Below are 19,388 nucleotides of genomic sequence, written 5' to 3' on the forward strand. Positions count from 1 at the left end.
GGTTCAACCCCGGGGCAAAACCGCCGTCGCCTCGATTTCCACGACCGCCTCCGGCTCCACCAGACGCGTCACCTCCACCGTGGCCATGGCCGGGAAACAGCGGCCGAACACATCGCGATAGGCTCTCCCCAGCCCTTTCGGATCGGCCAGATAGTCCTCGACACTCGTCACGTACCAGGTGAGGCGCGTCAGATGTTGCGGCCCAGCGCCCGCCGCTTCGAGCACGTCGCGGATGTTGCGAAACGTCTGGTGCGCCTGGGCGACGAACCCTTCCGGGAAGCGGCCCTCGCGATCCCAGCCGACCAGCCCGCCCGTGTAGATGATGCCGCCATCGGTCATCACGGCATTGGCGTAGCCCTTCGGCTGCGGCCAGCCCTGCGGGCACACCGCCTCGTGCAGGAGCCGCGGCTCGTCGGGTTTCGGGGTTTTCTCCAGATCGCTCATGTCGGTCTCGTCTCCAGTTTCACGGGCTCGCGAACCGGCGCAGGCGTGATGCCGCTGCCGGCGCGATAAAGCGCGTGAACATGCTTGAGGGCGCTCTTCAGAAGCGCTGCTTCGCCGGGGCGCAGCCGCGCGATGATCTCTTCTTCATGCGCCTGCGCTTCATCAACGAGGCGCGCGCCAAGCGCGCGGCCTGCAGCAGTCAGGAACACGCGCACGCGACGCCGGTCGCGCTCGTCGCTCCGGCGTTTCACCAGTCCCTTCGACGCCATGTGATCGATGATCTTGGTCAGATGCGACTGTTCCATCAGCGCCAGCTGGGCAAGCTGCGTCACCATCTGACCGTCCTCATCGCTCAGGCAGGCGAGGATGCGCCATTCCGGCACGCGCAGCCCCTGCTCGCGCACATGGGCATGAAAGTCCGTGCTGGCCGCATCGCTGGCGGCGGCGAGCAGATAGAGCAGGTAGTCGCCGACAAACCCGGCATTGCGGTCGATCTCGATCCTGTCTTCGTCTTTCGCCATCATCTCTTCCGGTCACATGGAATTGGGTATCAGAAGCGCCATCGCCGGCAGCGCGATCAGAAGCGCGAGCCGCAGCACATCCATGGCCACGAAAGGCAGGATGCCGGCGAAGATGCGCTCCAGCGGAATGTCGGGGGCCACCGTGCGCATGACGAAAACATTCATGCCGATGGGCGGCGTGATGAAGCTCAGCTCGGTCGCGATCACCACGAAGATGCCGAACCAGATCGGATCGAAGCCAAGGCCCGTCACGATCGGGAACAGGATCGGCACGGTCAGCGTGATCATCGAGATGCTCTCGAGCAGGCAGCCCAGCACCAGATAGATCAGCACGATCATGAAGATGACCTGGTACGGGCCGGCACCAAGCGCATTGATCCAGGTGCGCAGGTCGCCCGTCAGGCCGGAGAAATTCACATAGTTCAGGAAATAGAGCGCCCCGAACAAAATGAAGAACATCACCGCCGTCGTCTTCGCCGTGTCGAACAGCGTGGACAGCGTGGCGCGCAGGGTCAGCCGACCGCGCATGAAGGTCAGAAGGAACGCACCGCCTGCGCCCATGCCAGCCGCCTCGGTGGCGGTGAAGACGCCCATATAAATGCCGCCCAGAACGAACACGAACAGCGCCAGCGCCCAGACCACGCCACGCAGCGCCCGCACGCGGTCGATCAGCGGCAGTTTGGGCTGCGTCTCCAGATGTTCGCGATAGACGACGAGCGACAGGCGCACGGCGATGATGTAGCCGATCACGCCGATCAGCCCCGGCAGAAGGCCGGCCAGAAACAGCTTGCCGATGTTCTGCTGTGTCAGGATGCCATAGATGACGAGAATGACCGATGGCGGAATGAGAATGCCGAGCGTTCCGCCCGCCGCAATGGACGAAGCGGCCAGCCGGTCGGAATAACCGTATTTGCGCATGGCCGGCAGCGAGATGCGCGCCATGGTCGCGGTGGTGGCGAGCGACGAGCCGCATACTGACGAAAACCCGCCGCAGGCGACGATGGTGGCCATGGCGAGCCCGCCCTTGCGGTGACGCAGCCAGGCATTCGCCGCCGCATAAAGATCGCCGGCCACGCCGGACTGCACCACGAGATTGCCCATCAGCAGGAACAGCGGCACGACGGAAAGCGTATAGCTGCGGCCGCTGTCGAAAAAGACCTGCCCGAGCATGGCCAGCGCCGGGTGCCAGCCAACGATGGACACGACACCGACAAGCCCCACGGCCGTCATGGCGAAGGCGATGGGCACGCCGGCAAAGATCAGCGCCAGAAGCAGCGCCATTCCGATTGGCCAGGCCATTACACGCCCCCGCCGTCGCTTTTGGGCAGTCTGAGCACCGCCATGACAAAGGTGATGATGGCGCTAATGCCGGCAATCACCGCCGTCGCCCTGGCGAACGGCCCGAGCGGCGCACGCAGATAGACCGTCACCTCGTTATAGCTTTCAAGCTGGGCTCCGTGCTTCCACAGCTGCCAGGAAACGAGCCCCAGAACCACGGAAACCAGAAGCCGACCAAGGTTGAGCTGCACCTTCGCAGCCATGCCCTTGAGGCTCGCCGTAAGCAGATCGACGCTGATATGCCCGTCATCCAGACACACGGCCGGCAATCCCATGAATACAATCGCCATAAGCAGGATTTCGGTGTACTCGGCTGCGCCCGGAAGCGGCGACGAGAGGAGATAGCGGCCAATCACATCGGCCACCGTCACCAGTGTCAGCGCAACCAGAAACGCTCCGCAGAGCACGGCGGTCGCAAGTCGTAACCACCGCCGAGCCCGCATTGCGATCCGCTCGGAGGGGGCGGCCATTATTCAGCCGCCACCGCTTTGATTTCGTCCTTGAGCTTGCCCAGGACAACGTCGAAGTCGAGCGCCTTGGCCTCATAGGCCTTGGCGAGTTCGTCGAACATCGGCCCGGTCTTCTCACGCAGTTCGGTGAGTTCGTCCTCGGTGGCGTCATGGAATTCGACGGTCGACTGGATGACCTCCATGCCCGCCGCGTCGGCCGCGTCCCAGGCTTGACCGGCCATGCGCGAGAACGCCTCGCCGGAAACCTTCTCGATGGCCGCCTTGTCTTCATCCGACAGGCTGTCGAACTTCGCCTTGTTCATCACGAAGAAGAACGAGACATTGTAAAGCCCACCGGGAACCCTCAGTGCCTTGTCGACCAGAGATTCCAGCTTGAAGAAGGGCACGGATTCCACGGGGAAGAAGATGCCGTCGGCGATGCCGCCCGACAGGATTTCATAAGACTGTGGCGACGGGGCCTGGATCGACACCATGTCCATCGCTTCGGCAAGCTTGTTGGTGATGTTGCCCGCAACGCGGATCTTCGCGCCCGACAGGTCCGACAGCGGCGAAACCGCCTTGCCCTTGGTGAACAGGAGCCCCGGCCCGTGCCCGAACACGCCCAGCACCTTGGTGCCGCGATGTTCATCGGCCTGCGCCAGATCGCTTTCGAACACCCGCCAGAACGCAACCGAGAGGCTCTCGGACGTATCGGCCAGGAACGGCATTTCGGCGATTTCCGTCAGGGTGAAGCGGCCCGGCGTATAACCATGCACGCCGAATGTCAGATCCACCGCGCCATTGGCAGCCAGATCGAAATGCGCCGGCGGCGGCCCGAGCGGCGCGTCGAGGATCTGCACTTCGATCCGTCCGTCACTCGCCTCTTTCAGCTGTTCCGCCCAGGGAACCATCATGTCCTTGACGATGGGGTGAGACGGCGGCAGCCAGTTGGACATGCGCAGAACCGTCTCCTGCGCCATGGCGCTCAGACCCATGGCAGTCGAGAAAATAGATGCAGATACAAGCGTTTTAAAAATGCGCGTCATCGTTTTCCTCCCGTGACGGCCTCCTCCAACTACGAAGGCTTCCACAAGTTTCAACGCGCTTCAAGCTTAAAAAGATGAAATTTCACTTTTTGAGGCTTGAAGCTTGACAGGCAAAAATATGCGAATTCATATTATTCAGACACTGCGGATGACAGCTCGCCTGCCGATGAGCTGATGGAGGCGCCGCAGAGGGAGGAGATATCGGCGATGAGCGAACTGAAGCTCAGGGTGCGCGCCAACGAGGCGCTGACCCCGAACATCCGCACACTCGAACTGGAGGCCGCGGACGGCTCGGCCCTGCCCGGCTTTTCCGCCGGTGCGCATATCCGCGTCGTCCTGCCCGATGGCAGCGACCGGCACTATTCGCTCGTCAACGCCGAAACCGAGCCCGGCGCCACCGACGCGCCCGATCATTACCGTCTCGGCGTGCGCCTCGAAGAGGACAGCAAGGGCGGCTCCCGCTTCATGCATGGGCTGAAAGCAGGCGACATCATCGAAACGTCAGCCCCGCGCAACGACTTCGCGCTGGTCGACGCGGAAGCCCCGGTGCTTCTCATCGCCGGCGGCATCGGCGTCACGCCGCTCATCTCCATGGCCGCCGAACGCAAGGCGAAAGACCGCCCCTTCTCGTTTCACTATGCCGGCCGGTCGCGCACGCTTCTGGCCTTCGTCGACGCGCTTGAGGCCATCGAGACCACCGCGCTCACCATTCATTGTGACGACGAGCCCGAAACCTGCATCGACCTGAAGGCGCTGATCGGCAAGGCCCCGGCCGAAGGCCACATCTATGTGTGCGGCCCGCGCGGCATGATCGAGGCGGTGCGCGAGATCGCCCATGCCCGCGGCATCGCGAAAGACCATGTGCACTTCGAACTCTTCGAGGCGCATGAAGCCGAAGCGGGCGACAAATCCTTCGAGGTCGAGATCAGCTCCACGGGACAGGTCTTCACCATCCCGCCGGGCAAGTCCATCATCGAGGTGCTCGAAGAAGAAGGCGTCGACCTGATCTATGATTGCCAGCGCGGCGATTGCGGCATCTGCCAGACCAGCGTTCTGTCCGGCATTCCCGACCACCGCGACGTCATCCTCACCGATGACGAACGCGCAGCAAACGACGTCATGCAGATCTGCGTGTCACGCGCAAAATCCGACCGGCTCGTCCTCGACCTGTAGGAGGCAGGGCGGCGGCCAGCAAGGGAGTAGCAAGCCATGAGCCGTTACGCGAACAACCCGCAAGCCATCAGCAACCTGATCCGGCCAACGGAAGTCCACCGCGACGTCTACATCGATCAGGAAGTGTTCGAGCTGGAGATGAAACATCTCTTCGCCAACACCTGGGTCTTTGTCGGCCACGAAAGCCAGACGCCCAACAAGGGCGACTACTTCACCACCGAGATCGGCACCAAGCCGGTCATCATGGTGCGCCACTCCGACAACGAGATCTACGTCCTGCACAATCGCTGCCCGCACAAGGGCACGAAGATCGCCATCGACCGTTCGGGCAACACCGGCAAGTTCTTCCGCTGCCCCTATCACGCCTGGTCGTTCAAGACGAATGGCTGCCTGCTCGCGATCCCGCTGCGCAAGGGCTACAAGGATACCGGCCTCGAAGAGAGCGAATCCGTGCACGGCCTTGCCTCTGTCGGCGCGGTGAAAAACTATCGCGGCTTCATCTTCGCCCGCCTCAATGCGGAAGGGCCGGACTTCGAGAGCTTCTTCGGCGAGGCGCTGAGTTCCTTCGACAACATGGTCGACCGCTCTCCCGAGGGCCGTCTGGAAGTGGCCGGTCCGCCGCTGCGCTACATGCATCGCTGCAACTGGAAAATGCTGGTCGAGAATCAGACCGACACCTGCCATCCCATGGTCGCGCATGAAAGCTCCGCCGGCACGGCCATCGATCTGTGGGAGAAGATGGACAAGCCCGAGGGCACGCAAAAGCCCATGGCCATGGAAGTGATCGCCCCCTTCATGAGCCCCTATGAGTTCTTCGAGAACATGGGCATCCGCACCTGGCCGAACGGCCACGGCCACACCGGCGTGCATCACTCGATCCACTCCGATTATTCGGCCATCCCCGGTTATTACGAGCAGATGGTCGAGGCCTATGGCGAGGAGCGCACAAAGGCCATCCTCGGCGAGAACCGGCACAACACGGTTTATTTCCCCAACATCATGATCAAGGGGCCGATCCAGCAATTGCGGCTGTTCACCCCGATCGCCGCCGACAAAACCCTGGTCGAAAGCTACATTTACCGGCTGGTGGGCGCGCCCGACATGCTTCTGGAGCGCACCGCCATGTACAACCGCATGATCAACGCGCCCACTTCCATGGTCGGCCATGACGATCTGGAAATGTATGAGCGCGCGCAGGAAGGCCTGCACTCCGATGGCCTCGAATGGGTCAACGTCCAGCGCCTTTATCAGGAAGGCGAGAATTTCGACGAGATCGCCGTCGAGAACGGCACCACGGAACGGCAGATGCGCAACCAGTTCCACGCATGGGAAAAATACATGACGATGACGATGGAAGGAGACGCGTGATGAAGGCCCCCACCCGCGATGACCTGATCGATTTCGTCTATGAAGAAGCCCGCATGCTGGACGATGGCCGGTTCGACGAATGGCTCGATCTGTGGACCCATGACAGCTTCTACTGGATGCCGCTCGACTACAATCAGCAGGACGAGAAACACGTTACCTCCCTGCTGCATGAAGACGCCTTCATGCGCAAGCTGCGCGTCGAGCGCTTCAAGGGCGAGCGCACCTTTTCGCAGAAGCCGAAGACCCGCTGCCACCACGTTCTGAACCGCCCCTTCATCGACCTCATGGACGAGGAGAAAGGCGAATACGCGACCCACACCGCGTTTCACTATGTGGAGACGCGGCTCGACGACCAGATCCTGCTCGCCGCCACCGCGCGCCACGAGCTGAAGCTCATCGACGGCAGGCTGAAGATCACCCACAAGCGCGTCGATCTGCTCAATTCCCACGCCGCCTTCGGCAATATCCAGATGTTCCTTTAAAGGCGCAGCAGATGAAATCGCAGATCCCGCCGTTCGACACCGTGTTCGCGGCCTTTGCCGACACCGCCGGGCGCTGGCCGGACCGCCCGTTCCTGCACGTGCTGGAGGAAACGGCCACGGTCTACGACATTCCCGCCGGCGAACTCTCCTATGGCGCAGCCCTCGCCGGGATCGAGCGGTTGAGGAACGCCTATGCTGCCGGGGGTTATCGCGCCGGCATGCGCGTCATGCTCCTGATGGAAAACCGGCCGGGCTTCTTCCTGCACTGGTTCGCCCTCAATGCGCTCGGGCTCTCGGTCGTGCCGGTCAATCCCGACCTGCAATCAGCGGAACTGGAATACATGGCCGGGCACGCGCGCCCGGTTCTGGCGGTGGCGATCGCCAGCCGCGTGGCGGATCTCGAACAGGCGGCTGCCGCCTCCGGCGTCGGCTTTCCGGTCGTTACGCCCGAGGCGGACACCCCGCCGCTCGATTCGCGCTTTGCCGACATGGAGACGCCGCAGGGCGCATCGCTCACCCGCGAAGCGGCGATGCTCTACACCTCCGGCACCACGGGCAAGCCCAAGGGCTGCGTCCTGTCGAACCTCTATTTCCTGCATTCGGGCCGCTGGTACGCGAAATCGGGCGGCCTTTGCGCCATGAACGAAGATTGCGAGCGCATGATCACGCCACTGCCCATCTTCCACATGAACGCCATGGCCTATTCGCTGATGGCGATGGTCACGGTCGGCGGCTGCCTCATCGCGCTCGACCGTTTTCACCCGCGCAGCTGGTGGCAGAGCGTGCGTGACAGCCGCGCCACCTGCCTGCATTATCTGGGCGTCATGCCGTCCATTCTCATGAAGGCCGAACCCACGGAACAGGACAGGGCGCACAATGTGCGCTTCGGTTTCGGCGCGGGCATCGATCCCAAGCTGCACGGCCCGTTCGAGGAGCGCTTCGGCATTCCCCTGATCGAGGGCTGGGCGATGACGGAGACGGGGGCCGGCGCGGTCATCGTCGCCAATCACGAGCCCCGCAAGCGCGGCACAAACTGCCTCGGCCAGCCCGGCCCGGACATCGAGGCCCGCGTGGTCGCGGACGATGGCAGCGAGGCAGCCCCCGGCGCGCCCGGCGAACTTCTGGTGCGCCATGCGGGCGAGGATCCGCGTTTCGGCTTCTTCTCCGAATATTACGCCAACCCAGAGGCCACCGCCGAAGCGTGGGAAGGCGGCTGGTTCCACACCGGCGACATCGTCATGCGCGATGCCGATGGCGATTTCTTCTTCGTCGACCGCAAGAAGAACGTGATCCGCCGTTCCGGCGAGAACATCGCCGCCGTGGAAGTGGAATCCTTCCTCATGCAGCATCCCGACATCAAGGCCGCTGCGGTTGCCGCAGCACCCGACGAACTGCGCGGCGACGAGGTCTTCGCCTGTCTCGTGGTCGAGAGCGGCGAACGCGATGAGGCGCGCGCCCGCGAGATCGCCGAATGGTGTCTGGACCGCGTCGCCTATTACAAGGTTCCCGGCTACATCGCCTTTGTCGACGCCCTGCCCCTGACTTCGACACAAAAGATCCAGCGCGGCGAACTGAAAACACTGGTCGCCCGGCTTCTCACCGATCCTGGAACGGTCGACACGCGCTCCATGAAGAAAAGGCGCGCGGCCTGATGGCGGGCCGCACCTCAAAACGGATGGGCTATGAGGGCGTGGTGCTCGCCGCGCCCGCCACCGCGCCCTATCAGCGCTTTTCCAAGGAAACGGCGCATTGGTGGATCGCCCGCGCGCTGCGTCAGTCGCTTCAAAGCGCCGGCCTCAGCCCCCGCGATGTCGACGGCTTCTCGGTGGCAAGCTTCACGCTCTTTCCCGATACGGCGGTGGGCCTGACCCAGCATCTCGGCCTCACGCCACGCTGGCTCGATCACATCCCCATGGGCGGGGCAAGCGGCATCGTGGCGCTCAGGCGCGCAGCCCGCGCGGTGCAGGCGGGCGACGCCGACATCGTCGCCTGCGTTGCCGGCGACACCAATCATGTCGACAGTTTCCGGCGCATGCTCTCAAGCTTCAGCCGCTTCGCGCAGGACGCCTCATACCCTTACGGAGCAGGCGGACCGAATGCCTGTTTCGCGCTCCTGACCGACCACTATATGAGCGCCTATGGTGCGACCCGTGAGGATTTCGGCCGCATCTGCGTCGCCCAGCGCGACAATGCGCTCCGGAACCCGCATGCGGTGATGAAAAAGCCGCTCACCATGGATCAGTATCTCGGCGCGCGCATGATCTCCGATCCCATCGCGCTGTTCGATTGCGTCATGCCCGTCAGCGGCGCAGAAGCGTTTCTCGTGATGCGGGAGGAGGACGCCCGCGCCGCCGGCCTTCCTTACGCACATATTCGCGGCAGCATCGAACGCCACAACGCCTTTCCCGAAGACCCGATCCAGATGCGCGGCGGCTGGGCCATGGATATCGACGAGCTTTACGCCATGGCAGACGCCACGCCCGACGACATGGACCTGTTGCAGACCTATGACGACTACCCGGTCATCTCCATGATGCAGTTTGAGGATCTGGGGTTCTGCGGGAAAGGCGAGGGCCCGGCCTTCGTGCGCGAGCGCGATCTCACCATTGCCGGCGATTTTCCGCACAACACGTCGGGCGGTCAGCTTTCAGCCGGACAGGCAGGAGCCGCCGGCGGCTTCATCGGCATGGTCGAGGCCATCCGCCAGGTCACCGGCACAGCCGGCCCCACACAGGTGAAAGGGGCGGCGACCGCCATGGTCTCGGGCTTCGGCATGATCAATTACGACCGTGGCGTCTGCTCCAGCGCCGCCATCATTTCGGGAGCTGGCACATGACCGACGCCATCCTGCCACCGCCGAAGAAAGACCCACAGAAGCGCACCCGCACACAGACACTGCCTTCGGGCCTCAGGAGCCGCGCAGCGCTGGGGCTCACGGCGGCTGCCGCCGAGGGGCGCTTCATGCTGCAGGTCTGCGGCGAATGCGGCGCGCTGCAATATCCGCCGCGCGACGCCTGCTCCACCTGCCTGTCGACCGACCTGCCATGGCGCGACATCGACCCGGCGGGCGAACTCATCGCCGAAACGACCGTGCGCACCAGCACCAACACCTATTTCCGCGAACGCACCCCATGGCGTGTCGGCACCGTCCGGCTCGACGCCGGCCCCTCCGTCATGTGCCACGTCCATGGCGACGCGCCACGCGGCGGCAGGGTGCGCATCATCAACCGGCTCGACAAGTCGGGCCAGGGCGTTCTCTACGCCCTGCCTCCCGAAGGGACGCCCAACATGGAAGACGATCCGCAACTGCGCGAAATCACCGCCGATCCGAAATTCCGCCGTGTGCTCATCACCGACGCACGCAGCGAAAACACACCGGCGCTGGCCGAGGCCTTTGCGAAGGCCGGCGCGTCGATCATCTTCATCGGCGAGCCCGAAGGCTGGCGGCCCTATCCGCACCGCGCCGCGCTCGAAACGATCCCCAATGTCCAGATCGTGCCGCTCGACGTCACCGACACCGCGTCGGTCGCCGAGCTTGCCGGCGAGATCGGCGGCAAGACGGACATTCTCGTCAACAATGCCCGCTTCGTGCGCCCGGGCGGCATCATGGACCGTGGAGACACCGTGTTCGCCCGCGACGAGATGGAAGTGAATTATCTCGGCCTGATGCGGCTTGCCCAGTCCTTCTGCCCGGCCATGCGCGGGCGCGGCGCAGACGGCGACAACAGCGCCGCCGCCTGGGTCAACATCCTGTCGGTCTACGCTTATTCCAACATGCCGGCCTTTGGCGCGTTCTCCGCGTCCAATGCCGCCGCCTACTCGCTGTCACAGTGCCTGCGCGCGGAGATGCGGCCCGGCGGCGTGCGCGTGATGAACGTCTATACCGGCCCGACGGACGACGCCTGGCACCAGCCCCTGCCGCCACCCAAGGTCGCGCCCGCAGCACTTGCCCGGGCCATCGTCTCCGGCCTCAAAGACGGGCTGGAAGACGTGTTCGTCGGCGATGTGGCGAAGGACCTGATCGAGCGCTGGCGCGCCGGCGCAAAAGTGCTGGAGCGCGAGATGAGCGAAACCGACGGAGGCGGCGCATGAACGTCCACGCAACCGACCCATCCGCCCTTCTGGGCAATCTCGCGGAGGCGCTCGCCACCGGCGCAATCGAGGTGGTGGACCTCACCCACACGCTCGATCAGGATTTTCCGGTCATCGTGCTGCCGCCCGAATTCGGCCAGTGCGCCCGCTTCCGCATGGAAGAAGTGTCCGCCTATGACCATCGCGGCCCGGCGTGGAAATGGCACAACTTCACCTGCAGCGAGCACACCGGCACCCATTTCGATGCGCCTTCGCACTGGATCTCCGGCCGCGACGTGCCCAATGGCAGCGTCGACGAGATTCCCGCCGAGCGCTTTATCGGCCCGGTCTGCGTGATCGACTGTTCTGACGGCGCTGCCACGGACGAGGATTTCGAGCTGACGCCGGAAATCATCGAGGCGTGGGAGGCCGAGCACGGCCGCATTCCCGCCGAGAGCTGGGTTCTGATGCGCACCGACTGGTCGAAGCGCCGGGGTGCGGCCTATCTCAACATGCGCGAGGACGGCGCACATTCACCCGGCCCCACGCCGGCGGCGATCCGGCTTCTGGTGGAGAAACGCGGCATTCGTGGTTTCGGCACAGAAACGGTCGGCACCGACGCCGGTCAGGGATCGCACTACACGCCGCCCTACCCGGCCCATTACTATCTTCACGGCGCAGGCCGCTACGGGCTGCAATGCCTCAACAATCTCGACCGGCTGCCGCCCACCGGGGCCATGCTGATCGCAACCCCGCTCAAGATCAAGAACGGCACCGGCAGCCCGCTGCGCGTGGTGGCGCTCGTGCCCGGCAGGAACTGACACGATGGATAAAGAGCTGACAGCCGTCATCACCGGCGGCAACAAGGGCATCGGCGCGGACCTCGCCCGGACCATGCTGGATGCGGGCTACCGCGTCGTCTCGGTTGCGCGCCGCGCGCCGGAGTTCTCGCATGAACGTCTGAGCTCGGTCGAAGCCGACCTGCTGGACGACACAGCCGTCAGCGCAGCCGCAGCCGAGATCGCCGGCAGGCACGACGTCACCCATTTCGTGCAGAATGCAGGCCTCATCTGGCCGAACCTCATCGAAGACGCCAGCGCCGAAGACATTACCGGCCTCGCCCAGCTTCACCTGGGTTCCGCCCTCACGCTCCTGAAAGCCTTCCTGCCTGCCATGAAGGAACGCCGCTTCGGCCGTGTTCTCTTCAACGGCTCGCGCGCAGCACTGGGCGCACAGACCCGCACCGCCTATGGCGCATCCAAGGCCGGCATGGTGGGCATGGCGCGCACCTGGGCGCTGGAGCTCGCCCCCCACGGCATCACCGTCAATGTGGTGGCGCCGGGGCCGATCCAGACCGACAATTTCTGGGGCATCATCCCGAAGGGCAGCGAGCGGGAAGCAGAGCTTGCCAAACGCATTCCCGTTGGCCGGCTCGGCGCGGTGGAAGACGTCACCAACGCCTTCATGTTCTTCGCCGATCCGAAGGCAAGCTTCGTCACCGGGCAGACGCTCTATGTGTGCGGCGGCGCAAGCGTTGGCAGCATGCAGCTCTGACGCACCCTGTCGTCAGAGCGTGGCGATGACGATGGCGTTGGCCGCGCGCAGAAGCGGGTCGTCCACGCGCTCCCCGAGGCAGGCGAAAAAAAGCCGCGTCGCAGCCTGCGCCTCGCAGATCAGCTCCACCTCGCCAGCCGCCTCGGCCTCGCGCGCGGCGTCCGCATGCAGGAGCCCTACCCCCACCCCGCCGGCGATCAGCGTCCGCGTGACCTGCTCCCGGTCAACGCTGATGATGCGCTCGGGGCGAAAATTGTGCCGGCAAAAGAGCGCTTCCGCCGCCTCGCCGCAACATGTGTCCGGGGCCGGGCAGATCCACGGCAGATCCGCCAGCCTGCGCCAGTCGGGACCGTCTTTCGCCACCGTTCCCGGCGGGCCCGCAAGATAGATGGCGAACCGCGAAATCTCGACAACGCTCAGATCTTCTTCCGGCTCACCCGTCTCATTGTAGAACCCGGCATCGAGACTTCCATTGCGAACCCCCTCGGCAATCGAGCGCGATGTGCCGTGCCGCAGCACCACATCCACCTGCGGATAGCGCTCGGCAAACCCCGTCATCAGCTGGCCAAGCGCTTCCGTGCCGGAATTGCACCCCATGCCAAGCCGCAAACGCCCGGTCAGGGTGCTTTTGATCCGCGCCGCCTCCTCGAGAAGCGCACGATGCGCGGCCAGCGTCTGCTCGGCCCTTTCCAGCAGGCGTTCGCCGTCACGCGTCAGATCCATGCCGCGCGGGGTCCGCTCGAACAGCGCGAGCCCCAGCGTATCCTCCATCGCCTTGATGTGAGCGCTGACGGCAGGCTGGCTGAGATGAACCCGCTCCGAGGCGCGCGTGATGCTTCCCTCGCGCGCAACGGCGACAAATGTTCTCAGCTGCTGAATGTCCATCACCGCGCCCTGCGCCCAATTGGTCTGCATTCATTCCTATACCAGCCCGAGCACATGCCACCACACAAGATCAAGCGGCAGGAGCACGACAAGGCCGATGACGAACAGGGCAAGACACAGGCGCGCGACGGCCCCCGCCGGCAGATTGCCCAGCTGCATCGCCATGATCAACGGCGGCGCCTGATAGGGCAGGAACACGTTGGAGAAGGCGAGAACCTGCGTCATCAAAACCGTTGTCAGCGGCAGTCCCGTCAGCACGGCCAGTTTCTCCGCCATCGGCGTCATGACTGCGGGAACCCCCGGCAGATTGGTGATCATCGCCACCACCGTCGAGATGCCGGTCAGCATCACCACATTCCAGACGGGCCGGTCGACCGAGAAGTCCGCATGCCCGCTCAGCCCCGCCACCACCGCCTCGCCAAGCCCGGTGGACGAAATCACCGCGCCAAGTCCCAGAATGCCGGCAACGAAGAAGAGCGATGCGTAATTCACCTCTTCATTGATGCACTTTTTCGATGTCAGCCCTGAAGCAGGCCACAGGCAATAAAGAGCCGCCGCCAGCGCAATCCAGCCAGGCGATATCTGATGAAGCGCATCCGTGAGCCACAGCGCGAGGCACGCCGCCAGCACCAGCGCAAGCCGCTTTTCCGCTGGCGTCATGGCAGCCGCCCGGTCATGCGCCACCGGCTGGCGTTGCGGATCGGCATCGGGAAACATCTTCAGGATCAGCACCACAAGCACCCCGGTCTTGAGCAGGCCAAGCACGGGAAAATGCGCCAGCAGATAGCCCCAATAGGAAAAGCGCGCGCCATAAAGCGTTTCCGCCATGCCGGCCATGATCATGTTCGGCGCGTTTGCAGGCAGGATCGTGAAGGCTGGCAGAAACGTGCCGAAGGCCGCAGCCGCAATCATCCCCGTGCGCCCGTTCGCGCCCGCGCCATAGCCCATGTGATCGGCAAGCCCGATGACGATGGGCAGAAGCAGCACGATCCGGCCAATGGAAGACGGCATCACGAAGGCCAGCGCCAGGCTGAACGCCGTCACACCCATGATCACCGTGGAATAGCGCGTTCCAAGCATGCCCGAGAGCGCCGCCGCCATGCGCGCGCCAAGCCCCGTGTAACGGATCGAGGCCCCCAGAATGATCCCGCCGAACAGCAGCCAGAAGGTCGATGAATAAAACCCGGAAAACACCGTCCGGGGCGGCGCGACGCCCGACAGCACCGCCACCAGAAAAAACACAAGCGCGGTCCAATATTCCGGCGCAGCCGCCGTCGCCCACATGCCGATGCAGAAGACGGCGAGCGCCGCCGCAAGCGCCATCGGAACCGGCAGGGAGGAAGCGGCCAGCAGCCCCACAGCGCCCGCCGCAACCGCGATGCCGATTGCTTTCAGGGTGTTCCGCGCGGGTCCGCCACCCGGCTGCGCCGCTGCGGGTGATCGCCCGCTCGCCCGCGATAAAGTCTGCTCCGACATGGAATGAACGTGCCTCGTGAAAATACAACGCGGCGACACTGCTCATTTCCGGCCCGCTCAATCCAATCGATTGTTCAGAGGGCTGCCCTCACGAAAACCGAACGCCCGGCCTCAGCCTATCCGGCAACCCACCGCATCAGCGTCTCCACCGGCCCGCGTTTGAAGGCGCGCGACCAGACAAAGGCGAACACCGCCGAGGCCGCGCAGAAGATCAGCGCCGCCAGAACCGCCGCCCCCGGCGTCTGCCCGCCCAGCATGCCAAGCGCCTCCAGCGCGCCCATGCCCACCACGATATGCGCGATGTAGAGCGTCAGCGTCTGCCGCCCCGCCGGCACGACCGCCCGCATCACCGGAGCCATTGCCGGCCGCTCGGCCAGCGAGAGGCAAAGCCCGATGACCAGGGACGCCACGCCCATCCCCGCCAGCGTATAAAGCGGCATGGGCGGCACCGGCCCCGTGGTGACCAGATAGGCAAGCTCCGGGTCGATTGCGCCCAGAAGCGGCTGAAGCCGCGCCGCCAGCACTTCCGCCAGAAGAAACGCCGCCAGCCCGCCCAGCGCAAGCGCATTGCGGACGCGCCTTTCGCCAAGATCAAGCCGGCTCAGGATCACGCCGAACAGCAGAAAACCAAGCCACGGAATGACCGGATGCCAGCCATTGAAGAAGAGGTTTCGCACAAAGCCCGCCGGCGTCCAGAAATCGGCATAGCTGTAATCCACCCAGTCGCGCCCGGTATCGTAATCCAGCACAAAGTTCATCCCCACAAAGGCGATGTTGAGCGCCACGATCACCCAGACCAGCGTCCATGTGCGCAATGGAAGAAGGAAGACGCCGAACAGGAAGTAGAACGCGTAGTAATGCAGAATGTCCGCATCGAAGATGAGGCTGTTCAAGAGGCCGACGACCAGCAGAAACAGCGCCCGCCTGATCGTGTCGGAAACCGTGCGCTCCATGCCCCGCGATGCGGCGAGCCCCAGTCCCAGCCCGGCGAGCACCACGAAGGTCGCCGCCGCCCGCCCTTCCAGCAGCAGCGTCATTCCGGCCAGAAGACCGCCACCGCCTTCAACGCCGGCCCCAGCCCCAGCCCCAACCCCGGCCCCAGTCTCAGCCCCCATCACAATCGTGAAATTCACGATCACCATGCCGACAAAGGCCAGAAAGCGCGCAAGGTCGAGCCCTTCGAAACGGGCGCGCGACCGCGCCGTCCCCACCACAACTGCGTCAGCCATGCCCCGCCACCCCTGCGCCCTGCCGCCACAAGCCCAAAAGACCCATCACCGCTCTCTCCCGTCTGCCTGGAACCGATGCACTGCCGAAATTCTGTGGCTATCGCCCCGGATCCCTTGCCGGATCCCTTGCCTCGCCCCCCGTCATCAACCAATATATGAACGGTCGTTCGTTCAATTATAGATCAAAAGCAGAGATGGCAAGATGGCCGAGAAGACAAAACCCGCCGCACATCCGCGCAAGCTGCAGATCGTGGAGGCCGCGCTGGCCTGTTTTCTGGAAGCCGGCTACCACCAGACGGGCGTGCGCGACATTGCCCGCCGCGCCGGCATCAGCCTTGGCAATCTCTACAATCACTTTTCGGGAAAAGAGGCCGTTCTGGCCGAGATCGCGCTGCTCGAAGCCGATGAGCTTCGGCCATTCTGCACGATTTTGACCGAGGGGCGCGATCCGCACGCAACGCTCAGGCGTTTCGTCACCGACTACGCCGCCTATGCGTCACGCCCGGAGAATGCGGTGCTTGGTCTGGAAATACTGTCAGAAGCCATCCGCGCCCCCCGGATCGCCGCTCTTTTCTCCGACAACCGCGCAGCGCTTGTAACGGCCCTGGCCGACCTGCTCGCCCGCGGCTCCAAGAGCGGCGCGTTCCGCCCCTTCGACACCCCAAAAGAAACCGCCCGCCTCCTTCTGGATGTCATCGAAGGCCGCGCGCTCAGAACCCTGCTGGAAGAAAAGCCCCAAGCCGGCAAGGCCGCGCTCTGGAGCTTTATCGAGGGGGCGGTGGGTGTTTAGGCGGAGAGCGAAACCTGAGCTGCGCTCCTCCAAATTAAGAGAAGGGCGAATGGCTCCTATGGGCGGGAAACAGAAGCTCGCTGCAGGCGCGAACATATCGTTGCAAAGTAGGCCGAGCGGACATCCAGACGCTTCTTGTCTTCATGCTTGGCTCGCCGACCGAGCCCACAAAAAAGTGGTTCAGGCGCCTAACCTATCATTCTAACTTTTCGGTGGTTTTTCGGATCGTAATGGGTACTATCTCGTTACATGAGAAGAGTGACCGGATTTGCACAGAGATTTTCTAAAACTTGGTAATCCGATGAAGTTGGTCGGAATTCTTGACGGCCTCATCGAACCCGATCAGATCGAGCTAATAAACGAGCAGCAAAAGCTGCAGGCGCAAGCGATGTTTTACCTTGGCGTGAAGCACTATCGCTTCGCTAAAGTCCAGAACCATTCTCACTGGCGGCAGCGAGTTTCCCGTTTCTACTATGGCGCTTACAACGGGTCCAAGGCGATAAGATACTTGGTTCAGGGAACTCACTCAACCGATTCGTCAGACCATAAAAAGATCGGCGACCTGCCATCAGATTTTAACAATCGAGCGACCTACAGCACGCGATTGAAAGAGCTTAGGGACGACCGAAACAAATGTGATTATGACCATAGCGCCAGAGCTCAAGATCTATTCATCAGACAAGTCGATGCGGAAACTCTCACAAGAGACTTCCTCAGAGAAACAAAAGCGTATCTGGAAAGGCGCGGATTGAATCTTAGGGGGCAAATATGAATATCGGAATCCCAAAGCTTCTTGAGATAAAAGCAGAATTCGAAAAGCTGTCTGGGCTAAGGGGGCTTGATCACCAATTCAAGCCAACTTCACAAGGGACTGCAATCGTCATTTTCGTAAGTAGCCCAGAAGACCGGCTTTTTGACGACCTCTCCAGAGCAACGACGAACGTACTCGGCTCTGAAAGCGAATATATCATCGCCACTTTGAAGCAAGTCTCCAGAGATAAGATCGTTTCTGGGCCAGAAGTGAGATTGCTGCTCAAGCTGCTCTCTGAGAGCCAAACTGTGCATAAGCACAGTTTTGGAGACGAACTATTTTCTCGCTACATTGAAACGGTTTCTGGCGCTGAGGAGCAAATTGTTTCTAACGCAAATCACATCGTTTTTGGCCGGCGCGGTGCTGGAAAATCGATGCTCCTCTTGTACAGCCTAACTTCAAGGGAGCGAGAGAATCGACCTTCAGTTTGGCTAGATTTTCAAGCGTATTCGAGACGGAACGATGATGGAGTTATTGGAGATGTGCTCTCCGATCTAGTTTCTGAAATTGAAGCCAAATTTGGTCAGAGCAATCGCCTGACCGAACTACAGAACCTAGTAGAAAGATGCGCACCAGAATTTCTCGAGTACAAAAAATTGGCCGTAAGACTACGGCGCGAACTCGGAAAACTGACAAGGGAATCAGAAATTTTCCTGTTCGTTGATGATATACATGTTCTTGGCCGCGCACTCCAATCAAGAATACTTGATATTCTTTACTCGATCGCAAGGGGAAACCAGATTTTTCTAAAGATCAGCGCGATTGAGAACCTTACAAGAACTTATGACACCACCGAACGAATTGGACTCGAGCTACCGCATGATGCGCAAGCCATACATCTAGATTACAACCTGACGACACCAGAGAAAACAACGAGCCACATTGAAGCGATTCTCGATGCCCACGCTCGGTTTGCTGGGCTTTCATCAATCAGACGTCTGTGTAGTTCTGCTGAGGTTATACCTCGATTGACATGGGTTTCAGCAGGTGTCCCACGCGACGCAATTTACCTATTCTCCCAGGCAATACAGAAGGCTAACATAGAAAATAGGGGAAGAGTGACGGTTTCCAATGTCAATCAGGCAGCATCGGAAGCCTTAACTATCAAGCACCGCGATTTGGAACAGGACGCATCGGAGCAAGCCGATGACCTTAAGGCTGCCTTGGAGGTTATCAAAAACTTCTGCATTAAGGAGAAAAGGCAGAACGCCTTCCTGATTGAGATCGACAACTCATCCAATCTGTTTAAGCAGGTAACTAGCCTAGTTCAACTGCGCTTTCTCCACGTTATCAGTGAAGGAATTACGCCGCATGAAGCGGGGCGAAAGTACTTGGCCCTGATCCTGGATTATGGCTTGTACATTGGCATAAGGGCTGCTCAAAGCGTAGAGCTGTTTAACAAATCTTTTGAAGATTCATCATCTGCAGCCTTGAGAAAGCTCCCAATTCTTCGCGAGAAATGAGCGCTGACGCCCCCCCCCCCCTGGCCCATGGTGATTAGGTCATAAGAAGTGCATCAACCAGAAAGTCTTTGCGCCCCTCCCTGCAATTATGGCCGATTTGATTTGGAATCTTCCGATTGGGTTTGATTGCAGGGATGCTTTTCAGCGATCTCAACCAACCGCAGTGCTTATTTTTTGCAAGCACAGCGAAGGTCCGCCTCCGGCACTGCTTATGTCGATAGATGGGTGCCCCAGAAACGACAGCTTATGGGAAGCCGCAGTGACCATGGGATGAAAGAATCAGTATCG

At 62.1% G+C, this 19,388-nt stretch carries 19 protein-coding genes; 11 read left to right on the forward strand and 8 right to left on the reverse strand.

What is annotated here, in order from left to right; genetic code table 11:
- Window positions 1-3 precede the first annotated feature (3 nt).
- Genes DEJ54_RS03810 through DEJ54_RS03830 form a run of 5 tightly spaced genes read right to left on the reverse strand, consistent with a single transcriptional unit; the run spans window position 4 to window position 3,798 of the window.
- Window positions 4-444: a RidA family protein gene (locus DEJ54_RS03810; RefSeq protein WP_113153399.1), complete on the reverse strand. Its 441-nt coding sequence runs from the start codon at window positions 442-444 to the stop codon at window positions 4-6.
- Entirely contained in the window at window positions 441-965 is a 525-nt protein-coding gene (locus tag DEJ54_RS03815; RefSeq protein ID WP_113153400.1) for a MarR family winged helix-turn-helix transcriptional regulator, read from the reverse strand. Before DEJ54_RS03815 ends, DEJ54_RS03810 begins: the two co-directional genes overlap by 4 nt.
- A 12-nt stretch (window positions 966-977) precedes the next feature.
- Window positions 978-2,264, reverse strand: coding sequence for a TRAP transporter large permease (locus DEJ54_RS03820; RefSeq protein ID WP_113153401.1), 1,287 nt, complete (start codon window positions 2,262-2,264; stop codon window positions 978-980).
- On the reverse strand, window positions 2,264-2,773 hold the full coding sequence (locus DEJ54_RS03825) for a TRAP transporter small permease (protein WP_113153402.1): 510 nt from the start codon (window positions 2,771-2,773) through the stop codon (window positions 2,264-2,266). Before DEJ54_RS03825 ends, DEJ54_RS03820 begins: the two co-directional genes overlap by 1 nt.
- The gene (locus tag DEJ54_RS03830) at window positions 2,773-3,798 is read right to left on the reverse strand and encodes a TRAP transporter substrate-binding protein (RefSeq protein WP_113153403.1); all 1,026 of its coding nucleotides are present in this window, start codon (window positions 3,796-3,798) and stop codon (window positions 2,773-2,775) included. Before DEJ54_RS03830 ends, DEJ54_RS03825 begins: the two co-directional genes overlap by 1 nt.
- 207 nt (window positions 3,799-4,005) lie before the next feature.
- On the opposite strand from DEJ54_RS03830, the gene DEJ54_RS03835 reads away from it, so the two are divergent.
- From DEJ54_RS03835 to DEJ54_RS03870, 8 genes are read left to right on the forward strand one after another with little or no spacing between them, the layout of a single operon-like run.
- A complete protein-coding gene (locus DEJ54_RS03835) occupies window positions 4,006-4,971 on the forward strand; it encodes a PDR/VanB family oxidoreductase (protein WP_113156061.1) in 966 nt (321 codons plus the stop codon).
- A gap of 36 nt (window positions 4,972-5,007) precedes the next feature.
- A complete protein-coding gene (locus DEJ54_RS03840; protein ID WP_113153404.1) occupies window positions 5,008-6,339 on the forward strand; it encodes an aromatic ring-hydroxylating dioxygenase subunit alpha in 1,332 nt (443 codons plus the stop codon).
- On the forward strand, window positions 6,339-6,821 hold the full coding sequence (locus DEJ54_RS03845; protein WP_113153405.1) for an aromatic-ring-hydroxylating dioxygenase subunit beta: 483 nt from the start codon (window positions 6,339-6,341) through the stop codon (window positions 6,819-6,821). Before DEJ54_RS03840 ends, DEJ54_RS03845 begins: the two co-directional genes overlap by 1 nt.
- A gap of 11 nt (window positions 6,822-6,832) precedes the next feature.
- Entirely contained in the window at window positions 6,833-8,473 is a 1,641-nt protein-coding gene (locus DEJ54_RS03850) for an AMP-binding protein (protein WP_113153406.1), read from the forward strand.
- Window positions 8,473-9,657 (forward strand): thiolase family protein, encoded by a 1,185-nt coding sequence (locus DEJ54_RS03855; RefSeq protein WP_113153407.1) that lies wholly within the window; start codon window positions 8,473-8,475, stop codon window positions 9,655-9,657. Before DEJ54_RS03850 ends, DEJ54_RS03855 begins: the two co-directional genes overlap by 1 nt.
- Window positions 9,654-10,913: an SDR family NAD(P)-dependent oxidoreductase gene (locus DEJ54_RS03860; protein WP_113153408.1), complete on the forward strand. Its 1,260-nt coding sequence runs from the start codon at window positions 9,654-9,656 to the stop codon at window positions 10,911-10,913. The genes DEJ54_RS03855 and DEJ54_RS03860 overlap by 4 nt, the downstream gene beginning before the upstream one ends.
- Complete coding sequence (locus DEJ54_RS03865) at window positions 10,910-11,713, forward strand: cyclase family protein (RefSeq protein WP_113153409.1); 804 nt, start codon at window positions 10,910-10,912, stop codon at window positions 11,711-11,713. Before DEJ54_RS03860 ends, DEJ54_RS03865 begins: the two co-directional genes overlap by 4 nt.
- A 4-nt stretch (window positions 11,714-11,717) precedes the next feature.
- On the forward strand, window positions 11,718-12,446 hold the full coding sequence (locus DEJ54_RS03870) for an SDR family NAD(P)-dependent oxidoreductase (RefSeq protein ID WP_113153410.1): 729 nt from the start codon (window positions 11,718-11,720) through the stop codon (window positions 12,444-12,446).
- A 12-nt stretch (window positions 12,447-12,458) separates the two neighbouring features.
- On the opposite strand, the gene DEJ54_RS03875 is transcribed toward DEJ54_RS03870, so the two are convergent.
- The 3 genes from DEJ54_RS03875 to DEJ54_RS03885 form a co-directional block, all read right to left on the reverse strand.
- Window positions 12,459-13,361, reverse strand: coding sequence for a LysR family transcriptional regulator (locus tag DEJ54_RS03875; protein ID WP_245447692.1), 903 nt, complete (start codon window positions 13,359-13,361; stop codon window positions 12,459-12,461).
- A gap of 6 nt (window positions 13,362-13,367) precedes the next feature.
- Window positions 13,368-14,807 (reverse strand): SLC13 family permease, encoded by a 1,440-nt coding sequence (locus DEJ54_RS03880; RefSeq protein WP_113153411.1) that lies wholly within the window; start codon window positions 14,805-14,807, stop codon window positions 13,368-13,370.
- 116 nt (window positions 14,808-14,923) lie between these two features.
- Window positions 14,924-16,036, reverse strand: coding sequence for a DUF418 domain-containing protein (locus DEJ54_RS03885; protein ID WP_113153412.1), 1,113 nt, complete (start codon window positions 16,034-16,036; stop codon window positions 14,924-14,926).
- Window positions 16,037-16,238: 202 nt separating this feature from the next.
- Here DEJ54_RS03885 and DEJ54_RS03890 point away from each other — a divergent pair, with 202 nt between their 5' ends.
- The 3 genes from DEJ54_RS03890 (at window position 16,239) to DEJ54_RS03900 (ending at window position 19,100) form a co-directional block, all read left to right on the forward strand.
- On the forward strand, window positions 16,239-16,826 hold the full coding sequence (locus DEJ54_RS03890; protein WP_113153413.1) for a TetR/AcrR family transcriptional regulator: 588 nt from the start codon (window positions 16,239-16,241) through the stop codon (window positions 16,824-16,826).
- 301 nt (window positions 16,827-17,127) lie between these two features.
- Entirely contained in the window at window positions 17,128-17,598 is a 471-nt protein-coding gene (locus tag DEJ54_RS03895; protein WP_113153414.1) for a hypothetical protein, read from the forward strand.
- Complete coding sequence (locus DEJ54_RS03900) at window positions 17,595-19,100, forward strand: hypothetical protein (RefSeq protein ID WP_113153415.1); 1,506 nt, start codon at window positions 17,595-17,597, stop codon at window positions 19,098-19,100. Before DEJ54_RS03895 ends, DEJ54_RS03900 begins: the two co-directional genes overlap by 4 nt.
- Window positions 19,101-19,388: the final 288 nt, after the last annotated feature.

It is taken from the genome of Nitratireductor sp. OM-1 (assembly GCF_003296175.1).
Lineage (GTDB): Bacteria > Pseudomonadota > Alphaproteobacteria > Rhizobiales > Rhizobiaceae > Nitratireductor > Nitratireductor aquimarinus.